Source organism: Bacillus pinisoli (genome assembly GCF_023036475.1).
Classification (GTDB): Bacteria; Bacillota; Bacilli; order Bacillales; family SA4; genus Bacillus_BS; species Bacillus_BS pinisoli.
Genome location: NZ_JAJQKI010000001.1, coordinates 281711 through 302558 on the forward strand (window position 1 = coordinate 281711; position 20848 = coordinate 302558).

A 20848-nucleotide genomic window follows, 5' to 3' on the forward strand; every position below is an offset into this window, starting at 1 on the left:
ACTAAAAAAATTTCATTAGCAAATACATAGTGACACTCTTAGTCTGTCATGCCAGGAGTTGATTATGAAGTGACCTATGTTGTTCGTGTGAAAGAAAACGATGAGCTTTATTAATAATATATAAAGTCTAGAAGGAGTAAAATCTTCTATCATGTTAAGTTATGATGGGAATTTTACAGCATAAGATATAGTAAGGACTGATATGATCCCCCAATATCATATACAGACAAAGAAAACTCATGGATGGTTAGTCCATGAGTTTTCTTAATCTAACTGGATGTTAACATTTTCATCTAGGTATTTTGTATAGCTGTAGCCGTTGATAATAAACTTAGTAGGAATAACTGCTTCTTCTGAATTCTCCTTGAATATCTCTACTTCATATCTTAATGTGTAGTATCTTGGAGGTTCAGTTCTTGAATGATAGTAATTATACTCACTTGGTTTATATTGTTTCCCCTCTCTATCTATTAACACTTCATCTGTTGAAAGATAATTAGCGTAGATAAAGTCGCTTTCATTATCCGTCTTAAACTCAAAATGCAAGGATTCATACACTCTGTCTTGTGGTGGTGCATCAGTAAGAATTAATTTAGTCTGATCGCCCATTTTTATTTCCTCAAAAGTAATAGAGGTTCCTAGATATTCAACGGTTTGAGGAAACGTTCCTTTCGCATCAAAAGGAAAGGAAACATGATCATTTACATGATAATAGATAGAGCTAAAGTGAACGTTCATTTCTTTTGATTGTTCAAAATAAAGAGTATCGAAGCTTTTTAAGAAAGAATCATTATGAATAGGCATGGAATGAAAATAATGAGCTGGTGATTTCTTATCCCCTATTTCCAGGTAATCAATATTAATATTTTGAAGGTATCTATTTCTATCATCTGTTCGATATTTGTATTGAAGCATGGTCACAGTTGGCGCAAAATAAACTTTTTCGAGTGTAACTGGAATTCCGTCTATATTAATTTCCTTATCTATGACCTGCTCGATGGATGCCTGTTTCGCGACAGGAATATCAAAACTCCATTCGACTTCAACTTGTTCTAATTGATTGAAGTGAAAGATATTATCATTTGGATTTTCCTTCATTTCAGTTAACTTTGAAATTTCTAGTTTAATAGTTCCACTTTCCTCTTTAAGTGGTAATAGGGAAAGTACTCCGTTGTACACATTATCCCCCTTTTTTTCTGATGTTTCTAATTCAAATCCAAACCTATTCATAGGATCAGCTTGATTATTTAATATGCTGTTCTCATTTAAAACTGTTACTCCCTCATACATATTTATCGCATATTGTTTAGGGTCCTCGTTCGTATCTTCTATTTCGTAATAAATAAGTGTTTGATATTCATCTGCAATCGCCGTCTTAATTTTTATCTTGATCCCATTTTTTTCAGCTTCAAGATTCAACGGTTCTCCTACACCACTTTTTAAGTAATTTAGTATCTCTTCATTTTCTAATTGGTTCCACCCTAACCAAGTATAATAGAGGTATGAGAAGCCATTTGTCACAAAACCTATCAATATAGCTACAGCTAAACATGCAGCTACAACTGACTTGGCGATAAATTTCTTCTTTTTTACCTGTTCTCTTTCCTTTTCGAATTCCTCTAGTCGTTCCTTTATATCCGTCATAAAAGTAGGAGGCATCACGATTAAATCTAACTCTTCTAAGAGGCTTAGAAAAGCATTCTGAAAGGAGTACAACATGTTGTTACAAGCTTTACAGTGATATAAATGTATCTCTAGATCTACCTGGTCTTCTCTATTCAACGTCATGTCTACGTAATCAACAAACCGATTTTGATAGGTTCTACATTCTTCGTTTGGAGAACTTTCTTCTTTTTCATCTTGAAGTACTTCAATACCTGTGTATAAATTGGACTTTATAGTTTCAACGGGCATTTGAAGGATATAAGACATTTCATCATGTGATCGTTGTAAAACATATTTTAGTAGAATGGAATCTTTATAGACATCATCTAATTGGTTCAATTTCGTAACTTCTTTATCTTCCACAGCACCTGAAAGAGGGTTCGAAGATTTCTTGCATTCTTCGAAGAAAGTAGATGCAATCCGGTTTTCAAGAGGAACATCCTTTTTTAATTGACGACTTTCTCTGTATATGTTAACGATCACTCGATAAAAAACTTCTCGTATCTCACTAGAATCTTCAAGATAGAACAAGGCAAACTTATAGAATATGTCCTTCTTTGTCTCGAACCAATCCAAAATTGGCTTTATGTCACTTTCTATACTTTTCTCAATGATCGTTGGATTCGCTCTGGCTAATTCCACGACTACCTCTCCCCGTCTTTTGGATATACTGTATTACCTTTTACAGATATTCAACAAATGTATGGAATTTCCTTTTATCACTTTAGTTGGCAACGACTGAGTCTGCCCCGCTAAAGTCCTATGATTTGGACCAAGGATAGCCACTCTACCACTATTGCCCTTTCAGCCTCAAACGTCATTTCTAAGAATGGAGCTACTAAGCATCCTTTACGCATATTTTTAATAGCTTGGTCTTTCCACCTATACCTTATGAGCGTAACTGAATAGTATACAGTATCTTACAGTAGGAGGTGTGAACATGGCCGAATTTTTTGCTGCTAGACTAAGAGGTAGAAATGAAGTTCCTCCCGTCGATTCAGATGCATTTGGTGTTGCCAAGTTTGCGGCAGATCGTCGGGGAACCAGATTGAAATTTTTATTAAAAGTTGAAAATATTGAAAACTTCATTCAAGCTCATATTCACTTCGGAGCACCAGATGAAAATGGACCAGTTCTTGCATTTTTATTTGGAGCTGATTTAGACACACTTGCAGAACAAGAAGGAATTACAACAAGGAGAGGCGTCGTGACAGGTACGATCACCGACGATGATATTGTAGCTAACAACGTTGGTGTCCGGAATGTTAGTGACCTGTTGGACCTAATGAGAGAAGGTTTGACTTACGTAAACGCACATACGGAACAAAACTTAGGTGGAGAAATACGAGGTCAGATATTTCCATTGGTAGATCGTAGGTAAGAAAAAAATGGGGATAAGCATCTAATACTTATCCCATTTTACATATTGAATCCTTGTATAAAAACGACCTTTTCGAAAAAAATAAGCGATAACGAATACAGCAGGGAGGATCATAAGTTGACTACTAGCGATGGCCGTAATATTACACTAACTGCTACTGAACAAGGTGAGTTATGGAGGAATTATATAGGAGAAACCTTAACGAACTGCGTGTACACACACTACCTTGAGAATGTGGAAGATCAACGAATCAAAGAATTGGTTGAAAAAGCTCAGACCATTGCAGAAAAACATATTTCAAAATTAAAGAAAATATTCTCTCAAGAACAATTTCCAACACCTATTGGATTTACGGAAAATGATGTGACTAAAGGGGCACCTAGATTATTCTCAGATAAATTTTATCTATTTTATTTAAAAGAACTTTCTAGAATCAATCTGATTTTATTAGCTAATGCATTGACGGTATCCTTTAGGGAGGATATTAGAAAATATTTCGATGAATGTATTGATGACATAAGCGAACTATATCAAGATGCGGTTAACGCTATGCTAGCCAAAGGTCTTATTATTCGCGCACCGTTCATCCCTATTCCTAAGACGTCAGAATATGTTGAGAATAAAGATTTCTTACATAAGGCTGTCGGCAAACAGCGCCCAATGGCATCCACCGAAATTACGGCCATGTATGTAGGCTTAGATTCCAACCAGCTAGGAAAATCTATTATGATGGGATTTAGTCAAGTAGTCACTAGCAAGGACATTAAACAATACATGATTCGCGGCAGAGATATTTCACAGAAGAACATTACGATCTTACAGGACTTACTGACTAAAGATAATCTACCTTCCCCACAACTTTGGGATCCGGAAGTGTTAGAGTCAAGAGAGGCTCCCTTTTCTGAAAAGTTAATGTTGTTTCATGTTTCCTTGGCAAACGGTGGGAGCTTAATTAACTACGGACTTTCTCTTGCAGGTACGTATCGCTACGATATCAGTTCAGATATCGCAAGGCTTGTCGCCGAAGTTGGAAAATTCTCAGATGACGGGGCTAAGCTCCTGATTAAAAAGGGATGGTTTGAGCAACCACCTTTAGCAGCTGATCGAGATGAGCTGGTGAAATAGCCCTCATTAAACCACCTATTTAGGTGGTTTTGTTATTTGTAAGCATATACCTTACATTGACACTAAGTAATCCATTTTCTATAATAAATTGTATGTATAGCAACTAATTTTACTAGGGTGAGGGATTGGCTTGAAGTTATCGTTTCATGATTATATTAGTATTAAGTTACATAAGACCGACCTAAACCTTACAAGCTTTATAAAGGCAAAGCTCGAGCCCTTTAATCTAGCTCCTGAACAAAATTTGATCATGATGCTGCTCTGGGAGAAAGATGGGCTAACTCAGAACCAATTAGTGGAGAGTTTAAACAAGGACAAAACTAATATTGCCAGAATGGCTTCGAATCTTGAAAGCAAAGGGTTTATTCAACGATTAAATTGCCCTAATGATCGTCGCTCTGTACGTTTATTTCTTACAGAAAAGGGTAAAGAGTTAGGAGAACAAATCATTCCGATTGCTGAGGAGTTTAATGATATTGTGTGTAGTGGTTTCACCAAAGAAGAACTACTTCAGTTAGAAAACCTCCTTGGTAGAATGAACAAAAATGTAGAAAAGCTTTTATAAGCTTTTTCTTTTGTTTATTTAGTTGCTACAACAACCTTTACGCTATATTGATATAAATAGGCTATTTACTATTTACTATTTATATTTTATATAAAAAAATCAAATTGGAGGTTTACATCATATGTACGATATCATAGTTTTAGGTGGCGGCCCTGCTGGAACAAGTGCTGCTATATTTGCAGCAAAAGCAGGTAAACAAACAATCGTATTTGAAAATGGAAAGAGCATGACTAATCGTGCTTGGGTAGAAAATCATTATGGTGTTAGTGAAATTGCTGGCCCTGACCTGATTGAAACTGGTAAAAAGCAAGCAACTAAGTTTGGCGCAGAATTTAAAGAGGAAACTGTTGTAGGTGTAACTTCTCTTGATAATGGATTTTCTGTGAAAACAGAAAACGGAACGTATGAGACGAAGCATGTCCTATTTGCAACCGGAGCACTTACTGACCTAGCTGAAAAAGTTGGGATAAACGTGGTAGCTGGTACGGAGCCTAGAATCAAATCTATTATTGAAGTAGACCCAAATGGTAAAACAAATATAGACGGCATCTGGGCTGCTGGAACTGTTGCTGGGGTGAGTGTCCATACAATCATTACGGCTGGGAATGGTGCTTCCGTTGCCATTAATATTATTAGCGAATTAAATGGCGAACGTTACGTTGACCATGATGTATTAAAATAGAATATGTAAAACGCAGGGGGTCTAAGTTGAAAAACTCCCTGCTTTTTTGTTTTAAATAGGTGTCTGGTCGTTTTTGAAAAGCTTTTTTAGACGTATTTTTCTTGCGAGTTCGAGCTATTTACTTGCTGGTTTCCTGGTTTTTCTTGCGACTTGGACCTGGTTTCTTGCGGCTTTATTTTTTTCTTGCGAGTTCGAGCTATTTACTTGCTGGTTTCCTCGTTTTTCTTGCGACTTGGCCCTAGTTTCTTGCGACTTCGCATTTTTCTTGCGAGTTCGAGCTATTTACTTGCTGGTTTCCTGGTTTTTCTTGCGACTTGGACCTGGATTCTTGCGGCATTGTGCTTTTCTTGCGAGTTCGAGCTATTTACTTGCTGGTTTCCTGGTTTTTCTTGCGACTTGGACCTGGTTTCTTGCGACTTTGTTTTTTCTTGCGAGTTCAACCTATTTTCTTGCTGGTTCAACAATTTTTCTTGCGACTTGGCCCTAGTTTCTTGCGACTTCGAATTTTTCTTGCGAGTACAATCTATTTACTTGCTGGTTTCCTGGTTTTTCTTGCGACTTGAGACTCTTTTCTTGCGACTTTGACTATGTAACCATGCAAAATTAAACTCATCAACCTCTCCTTATACAGTCAAAAAATAAAGCCCTAAATCAAAACTACCTGATTTAGGGCTTCTATCATTATTTAGTCTCATTTTACTTAATCATTTTTTCTTCCAACTGGAGCAGTAATTGTTCGAACCCGATGTAGGACATGGATTCAATTCGGTGTATATGTCCTTCAAATTTAATCAATTTAGTAACTGGGTTTGGTACAACTACACAATGTAGCCCTGCTTTAAGTGCTGCAACTAAGCCATTCTTTGAATCTTCAAACACTACAGTATCATTTGCCTTTACGTTAAGTCCTTCAATTGCTTGAAAATATAGTTCAGGATCTGGCTTGACCATTTTCACATCATCTGACGTTCTGATAATGTCAAAGTAACCCTTGATTTCAAATTTATTAAGAAAACTTTCTACCCATTTTCGACTGGAGCTTGAAGCTAACCCAATTTTCAACCCCTTCTGTTTGGCTATCTTCAAATAGTCTAAAACACCATCTCTTAGCTGCAGTTTCTCCATTTCATTTTCATACAAAGCATGTACTTTTTGGTTAATGAGGTGACGATCAATGGGCTGTGAAGTTAGGCCAGACATTCTTTCAAACAACACATCGTCTGTTGTTCCGATACACAAAGCAAAATCATGAACTTGCAGATCACAATCATACTCTGCAAAAGCTTCCTTATATGCGTGAAACCAAACTGTTTCTGTGTCCACAATCAGTCCATCAAAATCGAATATTACAGCTTTAATCATGATAGTGGTCTCCTTACTTATTAATATTCTACTCTAAATTCTATTACTTTAAGTAAATACTAATCTTATAAAAATTCAAGTAATACTTCTTAATCACACTTTATGATATATAATTAGAATAATCAGATAAATATATGAAAAGGGAGGCGACTGTATGACCTTTGTCTATAAAGATTATGACGGATTAGGATTGGCTACACTCATTAGGAACAAGGAAGTAACGAAAGAAGAAGTCCTTCAAGCTGCCATTCAAGAGATTGAAAGTCATAATGGAGCACTAAATGCTGTTAACAACAAGTTCTATGGAGACGGTAGAGTTCCTAGGTCAGTAGAATCTGGTAGATTTGAAGGAGTTCCTGTTCTATTAAAGGATCATTTACAACAAGAAGTGAGTGGAGAAACCATTACATCTGGTTCAAGAGTGTATCAGCATTATAAAGGGAAAGTAGATTCATCATTTGTCAAAAAATTAAAGTCTTCAGGGGTAGCCATTTTAGGGCAGACGAATATCCCTGAATTCGCTTTAATGGGTATCACTGAGCCAGCACTACATGGTCCTACCCGCAATCCGTGGAATGTTGACTATACTCCTGGTGGGTCAAGTGGTGGTTCAGCGGCAGCAGTATCAGTAGGTATGGTTCCCATTGCCGGGGCCAATGATGGCGGTGGATCCATTCGAATACCCGCAGCATTTTGTGGAATATTTGGTCTAAAACCCACCCGTGGAAGAACCCCAGTTGGACCTTCCTATGGGCGTAACTGGCAAGGGGCATCCGTTGATCATGTTCTCTCTCGAACAGTCAGGGATAGTGCAGCAATGTTAGACGAGCTCAAAACAACCGAAAGAGGAGCAGCCTATCAAGCCATTCCCTTTGACCAGTCATACTTAGAAATAATGAATAAACCTATGGGCAAGCCCCTAACCATTGCTTATTCCACACAGTCACCTATTGGTAGTGACGTTGATGCAGAATGCAAAGAGGCCGTCCTAAAAACAGCCAAGCTTCTTGAAGAGATGGGACATCATGTTGAGGAAAAAGATGCTCCTGTCGATGGAGCTAAAATTGCAAAGAGCTATATTCACATGTACTTCGGTGAAGTTGCTGCTAGCCTTCGTGGAATGGAAGAATTATTGGGACGAACTACTAGATTTGGAGATGTTGAACCTACCACTTGGCTACTAGGATTATTAGGAAGAGTAACTACAGCTGAGGAGTTTGTGCTAAGCATCCAAGAATGGGACAGAGCTTCATACCAGATGGAGGAATTCCATCAACAATATGATTTATATTTGACTCCAACAACCGCTTTTCCACCCTCTAAAATAGGAGAGTTGAATTCTACAGGCTTTGAGAAAGTACTGATTGAACTTGTTGGAAGGCTAGGTTGGGCCGGACTTTTAAAAAAAGCAGGAATGATTAATCAGATTGTAGAGAATAGCTTAAGACGAACCCCCTTTACTCAACTTGCTAATTTAACTGGACAACCTGCAATGTCTGCACCACTTCATCTAACAAAGGACGGACTTCCTTGTGGTGTTCAATTTATCGCTCCAAAAGGTAAAGAAGACATACTATTCCAACTAGCAGGAGAGTTAGAACGAACTGAGCTTTGGTTACCTCCTGTATATAAAATAAAAAACCATACATAGCTAGTATGGTTTTTACACTTCTTTTATGATTAAAGAAACTTCATTTCCCTTGTCATTAAATACTACCTGACTTACCATCTTACACATCATATAGATTCCTCGGCCGCGGGTAGAAAACTTTTGTTCGTCCAGTAGCTGATCTAACCCTTGTTTTTGGATTAGATTTATTTTTTTGCTGACTAAGAAGCCTTCTCCCTGGTCTCTCACTGTAATCGTAACATCATTAGGTTGAGTAACAAATTGAATTGAAATTGGGAAATCTCCATGCTCCATTGCATTGTGAACTGCTTCATATAAGGCAACTTTTGTTGAGAATTGTTGGGAGGTGGAGTGAAGTATGGTCAATTGCTTATTTAATTGAACACAAACCTCATCATATTGCTCCATATTATTAATCGTGAATCTGGTATTGTTCTCTAATAATGGCATCAATATTCCCCTCCCAAACGACCACTAATCTGTCACATCTAAAAATATTATAGTAAATTCAGAGTAGTTATTTTCAGAATTGCTCTGAATTGTAGACATCCAAGTATAAAATGTCGAATCGTGTCCTTTATTGTAATTATCGGTCGGACACGACTTTTCATAAGGCTATAGTGGAAAAAACCAAAATTTACTTTTTTAGTTTATTGTCCGTTTCTCTTTTAAACACCCCTACATAAGATGTATTAACCTTTTAATTGGAGGTGTGATCTATGAGTGGTGGATATGGTGCTGGATTTGCGCTTATCGTTGTATTGTTCATCCTACTAATTATTGTAGGTACTTCTTATGTAAGCTACTAATTTATTAAGTGAAACCCTAGAGGTCAAATCAAATATTTTGGCCTCTAGGCCGTTTTACTAATAACGAAAAATGTACAAACAAACCCTCCTTCAAATACATATAATACAACAACACCTTAATAAGGAGGGAACAGCATGAGTGATATGTTTAAAGGGATCGAGAAAAAAACTGGAGTGAAAATGCAGGATATCATGAAGGTAGCTCAATCCCTGAATGGTGCCAATTTACAAGATGAGAAGACCATTAGAAATCTAGTAAAAGATTTAGCTCAAATGGCTAATAAAAATGTGCCGAAACAATTAGAAGATAAAATAGTAGAAACTCTTGTCAATAATAAACAAAAAATTGACGCATCGACTATTTCTAAGATGCTTGGCAAAAAATAAATTCTTCACGTAAAAAGGAAAGCTGTTTCATTAAACAGCTTTCCTTTCTTTCTTTAATTTCACTTTCCATTTAGGAATTTTGTAAGAACTGGGCTAACCTGGTCCATTAATTTTTTCATTTGCTTCGCAGTACCATCAATCTTCTTAAAGTCAATGCCCCCATCTGGTGTTTGATAATAAGAGAATAAGTTTGTTTTTTTTCCCGGCTGAGCATTTCCTCCCTGTGGTCTAGGGGGATAAGGTGGCGGAAAATAACGTCTATTTGGAAACATATCAAATCCCTCCTCTTATATTTAGTAGTCCATATATCCTATGAATCGTTCGTTTATTATGTTTAGTATACATGTCCCTAGTTCATAAAATTTCGTACAAAGAGTTCAGCCAAGTTAATAAAGAGCCGGTACATGCTCCTTCCTCTTGCCATATACTATGGAAAAAGGAGTTGTATATATGTTTAACTTAATACTTGGGCCCGTTATCTTTAATAGCAATGAAGGAATCATAACAGGAGCTACACAAAATGCTTCACCTACTAGCACGGGTAAAACCATAACCGGTTCGGGAAGTTTTAACACAGGATTTTCGGTTGCTACTAATAACGGAATTAGTGCCTCTTCTACCATTGACCCAGATACTGTAGATTCAACGACAACAGAGGCTATATAACGAATAGTAGTACACTTTTTACAAACCAAAAAGAGCAAACCTACTTTTAAAAAGTAAGTTCGCTCTTTTTCTTTTTGGTAACGCCTATCCGTTCTGTCATTTTTTCGTATAAAAATATACAAATCATTAAGTATATAAAACCAATAGCAAAACCAGCTATAACATCTGTAAGATAGTGTGCTCTGAGTAAGATTCGACTTACCCCAATAAGAAATATATACAAGCCAAGGGATATCAAAACTCCAGTTTTCACAGTCGAAGACGTCATGTGCTTACTAATTAAGTATAGGATCATTCCATAAAAAGCCATGGAAACAGTGGCATGTCCACTTGGGAAACTATACCCTAACGCATCTATAGCAGGATCTAGGATAGGACGCTCCCTTAAGAAAATGCCTTTTAGAATTTGGAACAGTTCATTACTACCAATTAATACGACTGCCAAAGTCACCATTCCTATGTAATCTCTTGTTTTCCACCATAAAATAATCAAGGAAATTATACCGATTGTGATGACCACTAGCTTATGCCCAAGATTCGTAAATAAGGAAATGAAACTATACAGGCTTCCTGTAATTGATTGTTCTGCCCACTCAACTATACGATTATCAAGTGACAAACCACCGCTCGAATGAATCACAAATGCTAGCGAACAGAATACTATAAGGCTAGCTAAAGTAGCCAGGAGCTTTACTGATATCACACGTCTATTTTCTATTTTTCTACTAATCTCCATTTTATTCCTCCTCATCCCATTTAGTATATAATGAATGGCTAACAGAATGAACCACTTTCTAGACATTCTTTCTCTAAAAAATGATATAGTAATAGTATAAATGTTTTTAAAAATCTGATAAACATTAGGAGGTTATCCACTTGTTACAATCCCTTTTTCAAGAACTAGAAGCCAATTACTCAAAAATGGTGGAGATTCGTAGATATCTACATATGAACCCTGAGTTATCGTACAAAGAAGTGAAAACAGCGGAATACATCGCTAATTTCTATAAAGAGCTTGGAGTCGACGTTCGCACTGGCGTTGGTGGGAACGGGGTTGTTGCAACTATTAAAGGTGATCTTCCTGGGCCAACCGTTGCGCTACGCGCTGATTTCGACGCCCTTCCCATTCAGGATGAAAAGGATGTGGAATATAAATCAACAGTACCTGGTGTCATGCATGCCTGTGGCCATGATGGACATACTGCGACACTACTAGTTTTATCTGAAGCATTTTTAAAGCTAAAGCATCAACTAGCTGGAACGGTTGTCATGATTCATCAGCATGCAGAAGAATTTGCACCTGGTGGAGCCATCACTATGATTGAAGACGGTTGTTTAAATGGAGTCGATGCAATTTTCGGTACCCATCTTTGGGCTTCAGCGCCAACAGGGACCATCCAATACCGAGTTGGTCCAATTATGGCCGCAGCTGATCGGTTTGAAGTGACGATTAACGGATCTGGTGGACACGGTGCACAGCCTCATAAAACAAAGGATTCAGTTGTCATTGGATCACAGTTTGTCATGAATCTTCAGCAAATCGTTAGCAGACGCGTAAATCCTGTTGAACCTGCGGTTGTATCTGTAGGAAATTTCGTAGCTAAAAACGCTTTTAACGTCATTGCCGATAGTGCAAGTCTCATCGGAACGGTTCGAACGTTCAGTGAAGACGTCCGTGACCAAATCGAAGAAGAGATTGAAACAGTACTAAAAGGAACTTGCATGACAAATGGAGCTACGTATGACTACACTTTCTATAGAGGTTACCCGGCTGTAGTGAATCATAAAGAAGAAACAGATTTATTAGTCAATGCCACAAAAGAAATTGCAGAGGTAAATGTGATTGAAGAAGCCGAACCACAAATGGGAGGAGAAGATTTCGCCTACTATTTACAACACGTGAAAGGATCTTTCTTCTTTACCGGTGCTAAGCCTGAAGGTGTGGAAGTTCCATACCCACATCATCACCCCAAATTTGATATCAATGAAAAAGCAATGCTAATCGCTGCTAAAACACTAGGAAATGCCGCATTAACTTATCAAAAAGAGCATAGCGTTGCTGCTGTTAAGTAAATAGAGACGTCTGAAAACCAAGTGCTGCTCTCAAAACAAAAATGGCGTGGAAACTAATGACAGTTTCGACACGCCTTTTTTAAATTTAAGGTTTTTTTAGTCCTGGAAACATAGAGGGTCTTCTTCAATTAAAGCCCCCTTTAGCTTAACAAGCATTTCAACAGGTTCAATCTAATTCTACTTGACGAAGTATATAACTATTCGGGATATTCCCTGCTTTATAAAAATTCTCGAAAACCTTAATTGCATCATTGATATTTAAGACTTCATTCCTTTGGAGTGATATTGCCCCTCCACTGTAATTTATTGAAATTCCCTCCTTGTTTTCCTTTTCTAGTCCTAAAACATTTAATTTCTGTAAATGTTTATATTCTAGTGTAAGTCGTAATTTTGCCCCAGCACATTGTACAAAATCACCTGAATCATTTGTGAGTATGAAAAAAGACTTATTACGGGGGTTAATTTCATTTAGGTTTTCTAAAATAGTTTCAAGTGTTGGATTTTCTATCGTCTTTGTCTCTGAATTCATTTCATATTCAAAAATCATATTTTTCCCTCTCTAAGCGACTCATTTTTTTACGTACATCATTATAAATTCGCTGAATCAATAATATAACCCTTGTTCCACTAAACTCACCCTTTACTTCAACAACAAAGCCCACTGATCCAATCTCTCCCTTTCCGGGGTTTATACAAAAACCATATTGCTAAATATTATTGTTCAGTCATGCTATCATGATTCCACTTCCATCTGAATGGTCAGTCATGCCATCTACAAAATAAAAATAGTGCCAATTTCCATTTCTTGAAATCGGCACCTCGTTTTTTCCAATATTCTTAACGTGACTCTTTTGGAGGCTGGCACACGTCACATTTACGTTGGTGATTATTTCTAAACTTTGTAAATGTTTTTTCAAAATTGCTGCCACATGCACATTTAAATACTAGCTTTTGAGAAAATCCGTGATATTCCGTAGTTAGTAACTTACTATCAGAATTCTTCTCAACAAACTCTTTTATTTTACTAATTGTCCAACGTTTGTTCATTTCCTTACACCACCATCATTAATCGCTTACATAAGATTTTTATTATAACATATAAAGTCATAAGATTTCGCAACTTGCCCAACATTGGAGATGGCATTCTTAATTTTCCTAATAAAATCAATTACTACAACGGAAATGTTTCACAAGAACTGTCCTTTTTTCCTTAAATTTAACTCTCAAGGTTCCATATTGTATTAACGAACCCTTTAGTTTATGAAGACACTCACAAATTTTCAATAGAAAAAGACAGTTATGAAGTTTTTGCTACCTTACTGTCTGCTTAATCTCTCTATTTCAGATTCAACTTTATAAACTCTTTTATTCAATACTTTGATTTTGTCATCAATAAAACCCTAGGTGATCATAAACCATTCCTTGTTAAATAATCCTTACCATTAGTTCAATTAATTCCTTTTTTTCAGCCATACAAATAGGTTTGTAATCAGTTTAGACACAATGAAAAATGCTACATAGAATATAAACAAATATACATAATTTACTCCCTTATACATATGGAAAAAGTGGAAGTTTACCATGATTGGTTTTAACACAAATGCAAAAAATGCAGATAGAAATAACGAGTATAGATAGATATTCTTTTTGTGGTTTAACGTCCACTGGTATAACAACATAAAACTAACAGGGACTAAGGAAGCATCTAAGGCAAAGCTTGGTATAAAGGAGAGTATCTGATACGGATATTCCCATAACCCTAAATTAATCCCAATAGAATTAACATAAGCGAACCAGATATGATAATTAAGTCCAAAAAAACCTAGAAGTAATGTTTTATTCTTATCAATTGAAACGAATAAAACAATTAGTGGTACGATTAACATCAAAATAACTACCCAAAATTGCCATGTTTCGAAATTTGAGAATGATTTCCAATATTCTATTTGAAACTGACTTAATTCTTCAGCCATTGATCTAATTTTATTCAAATAATCTGTTTGTCCATCTTTCATTTACTATCCCACCTAATAATGAAACATTATCAAGTATTCTAACCATTTATTTGTTATACTAAACTGCTCCATTACAAAGGTGATCCATTGTTATTTAAGAGTATCGCACCCGTTTGTGAAACAAAAACATTATCATGATAATTTAAGAAAGTAATCTCTTATATCTTTTGGTAACTCTTCAACTGCAAGAACTTTTAACTTTTGAGTACATTGTGAACCTGGTGAAGTTATTATCAGATAAGATTTTTCATCGTATTCAAACAAGGTAAATTGGCTTATTCTGTTTGGAACTTAAATATGGGACAAAGAAGGCTTATTTAAGCGCCATTCGCGATCTATACGATGGATCAATTATTAGCTATGTACTTGGGCATTCCAATAATAATAACCTTGTATTAAATACGCTTGACCAAGCAACAGCGCTTTTGAATGGAGATCGCCCCCTTATTCATAGTGACCGTGGATTTCAATACACCTCTAGGGGATTCAAACGAAAAATTGATGCAGCGAAAATGAAGCAAAGTATGTCCCGAGTTGGTAGATGTATTGATAACGGACCAATGGAATCTTTTTGGGGAACCCTCAAATGTGAGAAGTATTATAGGCGTAAATATAAGACATTTGAGGAACTTTCTCTTGCGATAGATGAGTACATCCATTTTTATAATCATGAAAGATACCAAAAACGATTAAACGGCCTTAGTCCTATGGAATATAGAGCTAAAGCCGCTTAAATCATTTTATTTCCACTGTCTACTTGACGGGGGGCAGTTCACAATCCCCATGCCAATTAGTATGTCTTTTAATTATAATGCACCTCAAAACAGAACGGTTTATCACAAGAAGGTAGAGAATCTTTTGAAACTAGTTCTATGCAGTTACATCGTGACTGTTAATCTTACGTAAACCTGTTTTTCTAAGTCCCCAAAGGTCTAGAATACTAAAACCAACTTTTGAAAAGATCGGCAAAATAATGAAAGAAAGTATAGCTATACTATCTTGCAATATTGCAAGTCCAGATGGTCCGAGTATCCAAACAGTTGGATAGCCAATCCAAAAAAAAGTAAGATAAGCAGCTGAACGATTATAGTGTTTATATAATTCAGCAGATGAAGATTTTGCTATTTTCCTTAAAGGATACCACGTTATGTAAAAAATGATGAGAAGCGACCCTACACCTATAAAGTACCATATATATGTTTGAATACCAGAGGAGAAATCTGCAATTAACCCCGTCAAAATCATCACAACATCTGCACCCATTAGAGAGGCAATTAGCGCTTTATCCTTTTTTTCCTTTTCAAACATTGCCGTAAGTGCCAGTGCAAGTAATAGCAAAGGCGTTGTCACAACCCAGTCTATATATCTGGCAAAGAATATAACCCGCTCACCTGCTTCAAGAAAGCCTTGTCCAAGCGCAATTGATAAATAGGCTGCCCCTGACCAGCACGGAATAAAAATAGCAATGACATACTCGTACTTTGGAACCCCTCGAGGCTTCTTGCTTAACAAATAAAAATACAAGGCTCCTAGAGCCATGACTACAACATAAAACCAATGTAATGTGTAAACCAATATCATCCCACCTCTAGTACTAGATTATTACTTCAGTATCGGAAAAAGTTACTTTTTTCATACTTCACGGTGGATGACGTTTGGAGCAAGAACATTTTTTCCACTATGTTTTTTTGAATGCTTCTCACCCTTTTTCAATAATCAGTGTTGTTGCTTTTTCTTAAACCAGCAAAAATCACACACATAAATAGGCCGAAAATAATATAATTCATCTTCAACCTCTGGTATGTTAATTCGTTTTCAGTATTATTGTTCAGGTATTCTTGCCATTTATAATATTGCTGTTTTCGTATAGATTGTTGCTTACGTAAAAATCCCAAAAGCCGGATTTTTACATGTTAAGACAAAATCTCTGCTTTAAATTTAGAGAGTTGTTCTTTTCTAAGCTTTAAAAAATCAGTTTAATCATATTAAATTTGGCGAAATTGCTGAAATATAGATTGAAAAGCAACAAAGCTTTAGAAAAGAGCCTATAATAAAACGAATTATTTGCAATTTTCATCATAATATTTTCCTTGACTAGGTGATTTACCTTCAGGAGGCGACCAAGCGCTTTGGCAGATTTTCTTATCATGAACAGTATAGGTATATGTCCAATCTTTCTCACCTTCAAATGTTACTTTTAATTGATATGGGTTATATTGCCTACCTTCTTGACGACGTACCTCCCAAACTTCATTTGGATACTTTTCCTCAAGATATTGGTTTAGTTGGTCTATCTTTATTGAAACTTGGTAATCTATCCACTGGGGACGTATTGTAAAAAATAAAAGCATTATTAACATGAGCGTAGAAGCTATAAGTAAACTAAGTCTCCTAACTTTCTTGGGTACTAGCAATGCAATACCCAAAATAACGATTACAAGAAAAACTGAAATAGTTATTTCACTTACTGTTATTGGATGCAATAATGCCCCCTCCTTTATATACATTAACTGCTACGGTTAATTTAATAATACTTAAAACAGATTTTTGACCTTTTCGCGTTTAGTTCCATAATAATTACCCACTTGAACATTTCCAACATATTTAAAACCTAGCCTATAATAATAATGGTTAAGTTTTGTATTGGTAGATTGACAATCTAGCCTAAGTCTATCCTTACCATTCCTACTAGCTAGTTTTTCACATAAGTCAATTATTCTATTCCCAATCCCTGGTACTTCTGTATCACTTACTAGATTATGAAGATAGTAGCTTTTTACACCATCTTTTTTCCAACGCTGATCTTCTTCCAATAATACTACCGCTCCAACAACCTTATCAGAACTTTCATCTTTCATTACATATAGCTCTCCACTTGTAACTTTCTCTTTAAAATATTCTATCGGATATGATTTAAGATAATCTGTCTTATTCCATTGTTCTATTTTATTTGAATCCATCCAATTAATTCGTTGTTTAATAATCTGATAGATAGTTTCAACATCCTTATTTGAACCCTTTATTAATACAAAGTTCTCCATACTTCACCGTCTTCTGTGTTTTATTAATCTATTTCCACCTTTATGATAATAAGTAGTTCAACAAAAAGAGGTGCTAATCCTGCACCGGATCAACACCCTGTTAATGTTATAATGTTTCTACTACTATTTATGGTACTTAATAATTGACTGAATGACTTTACCTAGTGAATACATAATAAATAACGTAGAACCAACTAAATATTCCGTGAATGATTGCCCAGAGAATTGATTTATGAAGACTCCAAGATATAGTAATGGCTAAAGCAGAACCAAAAGTAATTGCATTTTTAGATCCAGCTGAAACATTAAATCCTTTTTCTATCCTCTCTTTCATACCACCACTCCCATGTTCTTTATGACCTGCATTTTCTATATTCAATATTTATTCTTTACAGAGAAAGTTTAGTACCCTCATTGTTAATTACTCTAAATACAATTACTCACTCCAATCTTCCATATCATATGATGATACCCTATCCCCCAATAATCTTTTAACAAGTAATTAGGTTCTCCGAATTTGTTTTTCCAAACTTTTTGTGCTTGAATATACCCACTATCTAAGCAACATTCTTTGATCCCTTGGCTTTGTAATGTATTAAACATTTTGTTCAATAGTAGTTTCCCTACGCCCCTCCCTTGATAGTCTGGGTGGACAAAAACCGTACCAACTTCCAATAAATCTTTGAAGTTATTATTTGTACATTCAATTATGAGATTGCTTGCTGGTCCAAATTCGATGCAACCGATAATTTTATCATTCCTACCATCAACAGCTATCAAAAAATTGCGTCTGTTACCATTGCTTTTATAATCATCTTCTAAATACGCTTCTTTCGTTTTAATTTCATCCTTCATATCATCTAACTTTTCCCCGATGCCTTCTTTATTAAATGTATCTATGATGACAAGTCTAAAAAACTCTTTTACCTGTTCTCTGTCCTCAATTTCGGGTCTTCTTATCTCTACATTCAACACCACAATACCCTCCTATTACTATGGGTAAAAACTCGAAAACTTGAGTAGACTCTTCCAAAAACTACTCCCAAATTTCATCTAATTTATTTGAATAAAAATCAATTGCCTTTTTATAAATTAGAATATCTTCGTCTTTCGTTGTTTCTATTAAACATTTTAGTAATAACTCCATTGCTTTACTATGTTCGTTCAAATTATATAAAGTCATTGAGTAGAATGTTTGAAGGGCTCTATTGTTTGGAAATGTTTCAATTCCCTTTTGAAGTGTCTTTTTTGACTTCTCATATTCTCCAAGTGTTCTATATGTACTCCCTAATCCTAATAAAGCCCCTTCCAATTCATCAGGTGGCAACCCTAACTCAATTGCTTTTTCATAAAAAGGTACTGCTTTAGACTCTTCACCTAATAAATCAAAACTCCAAGCACATTGATAGTTTACCGAAGCATTTTCTGGATGCTCCTGTACCAGTTTCATAAGTAGGACATTTGATTCCTTATTACTCCCAATCTTCCGTAAATGTACAGCTTTGTCTAGTTCTTTTTCCAATCTCCTCAACTCCAATATTTATTCTATATGTACCACCACCTGTTAGACTATTTCACTGATTGACGAATAGAGAAAAAGAGTACTAGCTGCACCCAAGTTTTTTTAATCTATTTTTTTGTATAACTTCTTCCCATTGATGAAGGTGAGAACTTAACTTTATATTTCCCCCAAAGTTCTGACTGAACTTTTTCTGTTAAAAAAGCACCTTTTCTGTTGTGCACTTCCTCCATTTCCATACCATTTTCAATCACCTGGTCTAATTCCCAATCCATCCAATCACCATACTGTGTTGCCCAATTGCTCAATTCTCGCTTTAATTCATTTGATAGTGGTATATCATCTAACTCAAAATTACAGCCACATTGATTACACCAAATTGGATCAGCTCCTACATCGCCTTCCACCTTTAACTTACATGTTTCTTGTTGTTCACAATCACACTTCATTTTCTGCTCCACACTTTCTTTCAATCACTCGTTATTCAAAAAAAAACTTCCGGATAAAGTAGTTCTCCTTTTACCTTTTCTAATTCACCATTCCGGATCTCTACTACCATAAAAACGTCATCTGGTACTTTGTATTGTTTCAATTCTAGACCGAATTCTCTCGCAGGCTTAAAGCCAAATTTAGGATAGTACGTTGGGTGTCCAATTAAGAAGATAAGTCCGAATCCCAATTCTTTACTTCTTCTTATTCCCTCTTCCATTAATTTCTTACCTATACCCGACCTTTGTACCTGTGGATCCACTGCAATAGGAGCTAATACTAAAACCTCTTTTTCCTGTTGTTCATTCATCACTTTTGCTTTACTAATAAGGATGTGACCTACAAGAAGTCCCTCTTGTTCAATCACGATAGAGAGTTCACGAATAAACCCGTCCGACTTTCGAATTCTTTCAATTAATCTTGATTCATCTTCCCGATTTCCAAAGGCACTATAATGAAGATTAAAAACATTTTTATAATCATGATGATTTTCAGTTCGTATTAACACATTAACTCCTCTATCTGCCGTTTTCATTATTAAAGGCTCTTTTCCACTTTTTTAAACTAGTTTATCTGAGGTTAAGCTTATTCCACGTGATAAAATGAAGTATATATCGTTAGAAAAGAGCCTTATTATAAGAAAAGGCATACGTTGATTCGTATGCCTTTCGTGTCATTTACCCGCTATGTACTCTATCTCTTGTTGAAAATTAGGGCTCTTTTACCCTTTATAAAACATTCTCAATCGGTAGCATTGAATGGCTGTTTCTCCTAAATGATCTAATAAATGATAATTAGCGACCGCACCTACCACTGCACCTACACCTGGCACGAGTTGAAGCATCTTTATTAAATCAATATAATCACGGTAATCCTGCTGCCAGGTTTGCCATTCTATACTTCTCACTTTTACGTTTGTATCCCATGCTTCTATGACCTCTACTAATTCTTCTTTTTGCTCTTCTCTTGAGAAAGCAAGCTGAAAAACATGTAAAAGGAAAAGTCGTTCACTCTCTTCACTAGTTGGAAAGCCGTATATCTTACCGACATCAAATAAGTATCTCATTTTTATTCCAAGTAAGAGTGGGAAATCGGCTAAACCTAAAAAAATCCCGCCAGCTCCTGTTCCTGCTCCCTCAAGAGCGGCTGTTCGTTTATAAGCTTGAAGTTTTTCTTGGATTAACTTTTCCCTCTCAAGTAAAGTTAAGTTTGTATTATATGAGCTCTTGGATAAGTACTTTGTACTCGTCATCGTCCATTCGACCATTTGCTTAATGCTATCCGTGATGATATTATGCGCTTTTTGAGGAATCAGACGATTCATTTTAGATTGAGCATTTTTAGAAAAGCGCTCTACCATTCCTTTTCTACGAACTAATTTCTTCTTCCATACCAGTGATTCGAGTTGTATCTCTTCCTCATATGTCATACCTACTTCA

The 20848-nt window shown here is 35.9% G+C and carries 27 protein-coding genes and 1 pseudogene; 10 read left to right on the forward strand and 18 right to left on the reverse strand.

Annotation, left to right across the window (positions count from 1 at the left end):
* Positions 1-264: 264 nt before the first annotated feature.
* Positions 265-2307 (reverse strand): DUF4179 domain-containing protein, encoded by a 2043-nt coding sequence (locus LT143_RS01440; RefSeq protein ID WP_246938790.1) that lies wholly within the window; start codon positions 2305-2307, stop codon positions 265-267.
* A gap of 298 nt (positions 2308-2605) precedes the next feature.
* Here LT143_RS01440 and LT143_RS01445 point away from each other — a divergent pair, with 298 nt between their 5' ends.
* The 4 genes from LT143_RS01445 to LT143_RS01460 all read left to right on the forward strand — a co-directional run bounded on the left by LT143_RS01445 (position 2606) and on the right by LT143_RS01460 (position 5418).
* On the forward strand, positions 2606-3046 hold the full coding sequence (locus tag LT143_RS01445; protein ID WP_246938792.1) for a CHRD domain-containing protein: 441 nt from the start codon (positions 2606-2608) through the stop codon (positions 3044-3046).
* Positions 3047-3163: 117 nt separating this feature from the next.
* Positions 3164-4171, forward strand: a complete 1008-nt coding sequence (locus LT143_RS01450; protein ID WP_246938794.1) for a DUF3231 family protein — start codon at positions 3164-3166, stop codon at positions 4169-4171.
* 130 nt (positions 4172-4301) lie between these two features.
* A complete protein-coding gene (locus tag LT143_RS01455; RefSeq protein ID WP_246938795.1) occupies positions 4302-4736 on the forward strand; it encodes a MarR family winged helix-turn-helix transcriptional regulator in 435 nt (144 codons plus the stop codon).
* A gap of 121 nt (positions 4737-4857) precedes the next feature.
* Positions 4858-5418, forward strand: coding sequence for an NAD(P)/FAD-dependent oxidoreductase (locus LT143_RS01460; protein ID WP_246938796.1), 561 nt, complete (start codon positions 4858-4860; stop codon positions 5416-5418).
* A 696-nt stretch (positions 5419-6114) separates the two neighbouring features.
* On the opposite strand, the gene LT143_RS01465 is transcribed toward LT143_RS01460, so the two are convergent.
* Positions 6115-6780: an HAD family hydrolase gene (locus tag LT143_RS01465; protein WP_246938797.1), complete on the reverse strand. Its 666-nt coding sequence runs from the start codon at positions 6778-6780 to the stop codon at positions 6115-6117.
* A gap of 154 nt (positions 6781-6934) precedes the next feature.
* On the opposite strand from LT143_RS01465, the gene LT143_RS01470 reads away from it, so the two are divergent.
* Positions 6935-8431: an amidase family protein gene (locus tag LT143_RS01470; protein ID WP_246938798.1), complete on the forward strand. Its 1497-nt coding sequence runs from the start codon at positions 6935-6937 to the stop codon at positions 8429-8431.
* Between the two features lie 12 nt (positions 8432-8443).
* On the opposite strand, the gene LT143_RS01475 is transcribed toward LT143_RS01470, so the two are convergent.
* Entirely contained in the window at positions 8444-8860 is a 417-nt protein-coding gene (locus tag LT143_RS01475; RefSeq protein ID WP_246939137.1) for an ATP-binding protein, read from the reverse strand.
* A gap of 269 nt (positions 8861-9129) precedes the next feature.
* Here LT143_RS01475 and LT143_RS01480 point away from each other — a divergent pair, with 269 nt between their 5' ends.
* Both LT143_RS01480 and LT143_RS01485 read left to right on the forward strand, forming a co-directional pair.
* A complete protein-coding gene (locus LT143_RS01480) occupies positions 9130-9219 on the forward strand; it encodes a YjcZ family sporulation protein (RefSeq protein WP_246938799.1) in 90 nt (29 codons plus the stop codon).
* 135 nt (positions 9220-9354) lie between these two features.
* Entirely contained in the window at positions 9355-9606 is a 252-nt protein-coding gene (locus tag LT143_RS01485) for a stage VI sporulation protein F (RefSeq protein ID WP_246938800.1), read from the forward strand.
* Between the two features lie 59 nt (positions 9607-9665).
* Here the strand turns inward: LT143_RS01485 and LT143_RS01490 are convergent, their stop codons facing one another.
* Positions 9666-9878 carry a YppG family protein gene (locus tag LT143_RS01490; RefSeq protein ID WP_246938803.1) on the reverse strand — a complete coding sequence of 71 codons (213 nt, stop codon included), beginning with the start codon at positions 9876-9878 and terminating at the stop codon, positions 9666-9668.
* A gap of 178 nt (positions 9879-10056) precedes the next feature.
* Here LT143_RS01490 and LT143_RS01495 point away from each other — a divergent pair, with 178 nt between their 5' ends.
* Positions 10057-10272, forward strand: coding sequence for a spore germination protein (locus LT143_RS01495; protein WP_246938805.1), 216 nt, complete (start codon positions 10057-10059; stop codon positions 10270-10272).
* A 46-nt stretch (positions 10273-10318) separates the two neighbouring features.
* On the opposite strand, the gene LT143_RS01500 is transcribed toward LT143_RS01495, so the two are convergent.
* Positions 10319-11008, reverse strand: coding sequence for a phosphatase PAP2 family protein (locus LT143_RS01500; protein ID WP_246938807.1), 690 nt, complete (start codon positions 11006-11008; stop codon positions 10319-10321).
* A gap of 140 nt (positions 11009-11148) precedes the next feature.
* On the opposite strand from LT143_RS01500, the gene LT143_RS01505 reads away from it, so the two are divergent.
* Positions 11149-12345 carry a M20 family metallopeptidase gene (locus tag LT143_RS01505; RefSeq protein ID WP_272495650.1) on the forward strand — a complete coding sequence of 399 codons (1197 nt, stop codon included), beginning with the start codon at positions 11149-11151 and terminating at the stop codon, positions 12343-12345.
* 166 nt (positions 12346-12511) lie between these two features.
* Here the strand turns inward: LT143_RS01505 and LT143_RS01510 are convergent, their stop codons facing one another.
* From LT143_RS01510 to LT143_RS01525, 4 genes are all read right to left on the reverse strand, one after another.
* The gene (locus tag LT143_RS01510; RefSeq protein WP_246938810.1) at positions 12512-12892 is read right to left on the reverse strand and encodes a hypothetical protein; all 381 of its coding nucleotides are present in this window, start codon (positions 12890-12892) and stop codon (positions 12512-12514) included.
* Positions 12893-13070: 178 nt separating this feature from the next.
* Entirely contained in the window at positions 13071-13262 is a 192-nt protein-coding gene (locus LT143_RS01515) for a hypothetical protein (RefSeq protein ID WP_246939172.1), read from the reverse strand.
* Entirely contained in the window at positions 13183-13392 is a 210-nt protein-coding gene (locus LT143_RS01520) for a hypothetical protein (protein ID WP_246938812.1), read from the reverse strand. Before LT143_RS01520 ends, LT143_RS01515 begins: the two co-directional genes overlap by 80 nt.
* A 404-nt stretch (positions 13393-13796) precedes the next feature.
* The gene (locus tag LT143_RS01525; protein ID WP_246938814.1) at positions 13797-14360 is read right to left on the reverse strand and encodes a CBO0543 family protein; all 564 of its coding nucleotides are present in this window, start codon (positions 14358-14360) and stop codon (positions 13797-13799) included.
* 287 nt (positions 14361-14647) lie between these two features.
* Here LT143_RS01525 and LT143_RS01530 point away from each other — a divergent pair.
* Positions 14648-15094: pseudogene (locus tag LT143_RS01530) on the forward strand (IS3 family transposase); the annotation flags it as partial.
* A gap of 136 nt (positions 15095-15230) precedes the next feature.
* Here LT143_RS01530 and LT143_RS01535 read toward each other — a convergent pair.
* The 9 genes from LT143_RS01535 to LT143_RS01575 form a co-directional block, all read right to left on the reverse strand.
* Complete coding sequence (locus LT143_RS01535) at positions 15231-15935, reverse strand: bacteriorhodopsin (protein ID WP_246938816.1); 705 nt, start codon at positions 15933-15935, stop codon at positions 15231-15233.
* Between the two features lie 485 nt (positions 15936-16420).
* A complete protein-coding gene (locus tag LT143_RS01540) occupies positions 16421-16843 on the reverse strand; it encodes a hypothetical protein (RefSeq protein ID WP_246938818.1) in 423 nt (140 codons plus the stop codon).
* 51 nt (positions 16844-16894) lie between these two features.
* Positions 16895-17401, reverse strand: a complete 507-nt coding sequence (locus tag LT143_RS01545; protein WP_246938820.1) for a GNAT family N-acetyltransferase — start codon at positions 17399-17401, stop codon at positions 16895-16897.
* A gap of 157 nt (positions 17402-17558) precedes the next feature.
* Positions 17559-17735, reverse strand: coding sequence for a hypothetical protein (locus LT143_RS01550; RefSeq protein WP_246938822.1), 177 nt, complete (start codon positions 17733-17735; stop codon positions 17559-17561).
* A 92-nt stretch (positions 17736-17827) separates the two neighbouring features.
* Positions 17828-18376 (reverse strand): GNAT family N-acetyltransferase, encoded by a 549-nt coding sequence (locus LT143_RS01555; RefSeq protein ID WP_246938824.1) that lies wholly within the window; start codon positions 18374-18376, stop codon positions 17828-17830.
* A gap of 61 nt (positions 18377-18437) precedes the next feature.
* The gene (locus tag LT143_RS01560) at positions 18438-18923 is read right to left on the reverse strand and encodes a tetratricopeptide repeat protein (RefSeq protein ID WP_246938826.1); all 486 of its coding nucleotides are present in this window, start codon (positions 18921-18923) and stop codon (positions 18438-18440) included.
* A 107-nt stretch (positions 18924-19030) separates the two neighbouring features.
* The gene (locus tag LT143_RS01565) at positions 19031-19369 is read right to left on the reverse strand and encodes a hypothetical protein (RefSeq protein WP_246938828.1); all 339 of its coding nucleotides are present in this window, start codon (positions 19367-19369) and stop codon (positions 19031-19033) included.
* A 35-nt stretch (positions 19370-19404) separates the two neighbouring features.
* Positions 19405-19944, reverse strand: coding sequence for a GNAT family N-acetyltransferase (locus LT143_RS01570; RefSeq protein ID WP_246938830.1), 540 nt, complete (start codon positions 19942-19944; stop codon positions 19405-19407).
* A 186-nt stretch (positions 19945-20130) separates the two neighbouring features.
* Positions 20131-20838, reverse strand: a complete 708-nt coding sequence (locus LT143_RS01575; protein WP_246938831.1) for an EcsC family protein — start codon at positions 20836-20838, stop codon at positions 20131-20133.
* Positions 20839-20848: the final 10 nt, after the last annotated feature.

Bases quoted from the DNA above. Each gene is read 5' to 3' on its own strand.
- LT143_RS01445 (WP_246938792.1), top strand. From the start codon at position 2,606: ATGGCCGAATTTTTTGCTGCTAGACTAAGAGGTAGAAATGAAGTTCCT.
- LT143_RS01460 (WP_246938796.1), top strand. From the start codon at position 4,858: ATGTACGATATCATAGTTTTAGGTGGCGGCCCTGCTGGAACAAGTGCT.
- LT143_RS01465 (WP_246938797.1), bottom strand. From the start codon at position 6,780: ATGATTAAAGCTGTAATATTCGATTTTGATGGACTGATTGTGGACACA.
- LT143_RS01470 (WP_246938798.1), top strand. From the start codon at position 6,935: ATGACCTTTGTCTATAAAGATTATGACGGATTAGGATTGGCTACACTC.
- LT143_RS01475 (WP_246939137.1), bottom strand. From the start codon at position 8,860: ATGCCATTATTAGAGAACAATACCAGATTCACGATTAATAATATGGAG.
- LT143_RS01480 (WP_246938799.1), top strand. From the start codon at position 9,130: ATGAGTGGTGGATATGGTGCTGGATTTGCGCTTATCGTTGTATTGTTC.
- LT143_RS01485 (WP_246938800.1), top strand. From the start codon at position 9,355: ATGAGTGATATGTTTAAAGGGATCGAGAAAAAAACTGGAGTGAAAATG.
- LT143_RS01490 (WP_246938803.1), bottom strand. From the start codon at position 9,878: ATGTTTCCAAATAGACGTTATTTTCCGCCACCTTATCCCCCTAGACCA.
- LT143_RS01495 (WP_246938805.1), top strand. From the start codon at position 10,057: ATGTTTAACTTAATACTTGGGCCCGTTATCTTTAATAGCAATGAAGGA.
- LT143_RS01500 (WP_246938807.1), bottom strand. From the start codon at position 11,008: ATGGAGATTAGTAGAAAAATAGAAAATAGACGTGTGATATCAGTAAAG.
- LT143_RS01510 (WP_246938810.1), bottom strand. From the start codon at position 12,892: ATGATTTTTGAATATGAAATGAATTCAGAGACAAAGACGATAGAAAAT.
- LT143_RS01520 (WP_246938812.1), bottom strand. From the start codon at position 13,392: ATGAACAAACGTTGGACAATTAGTAAAATAAAAGAGTTTGTTGAGAAG.
- LT143_RS01525 (WP_246938814.1), bottom strand. From the start codon at position 14,360: ATGAAAGATGGACAAACAGATTATTTGAATAAAATTAGATCAATGGCT.
- LT143_RS01545 (WP_246938820.1), bottom strand. From the start codon at position 17,401: ATGGAGAACTTTGTATTAATAAAGGGTTCAAATAAGGATGTTGAAACT.
- LT143_RS01550 (WP_246938822.1), bottom strand. From the start codon at position 17,735: ATGAAAGAGAGGATAGAAAAAGGATTTAATGTTTCAGCTGGATCTAAA.
- LT143_RS01565 (WP_246938828.1), bottom strand. From the start codon at position 19,369: ATGAAGTGTGATTGTGAACAACAAGAAACATGTAAGTTAAAGGTGGAA.
- LT143_RS01570 (WP_246938830.1), bottom strand. From the start codon at position 19,944: ATGAAAACGGCAGATAGAGGAGTTAATGTGTTAATACGAACTGAAAAT.
- LT143_RS01575 (WP_246938831.1), bottom strand. From the start codon at position 20,838: ATGACATATGAGGAAGAGATACAACTCGAATCACTGGTATGGAAGAAG.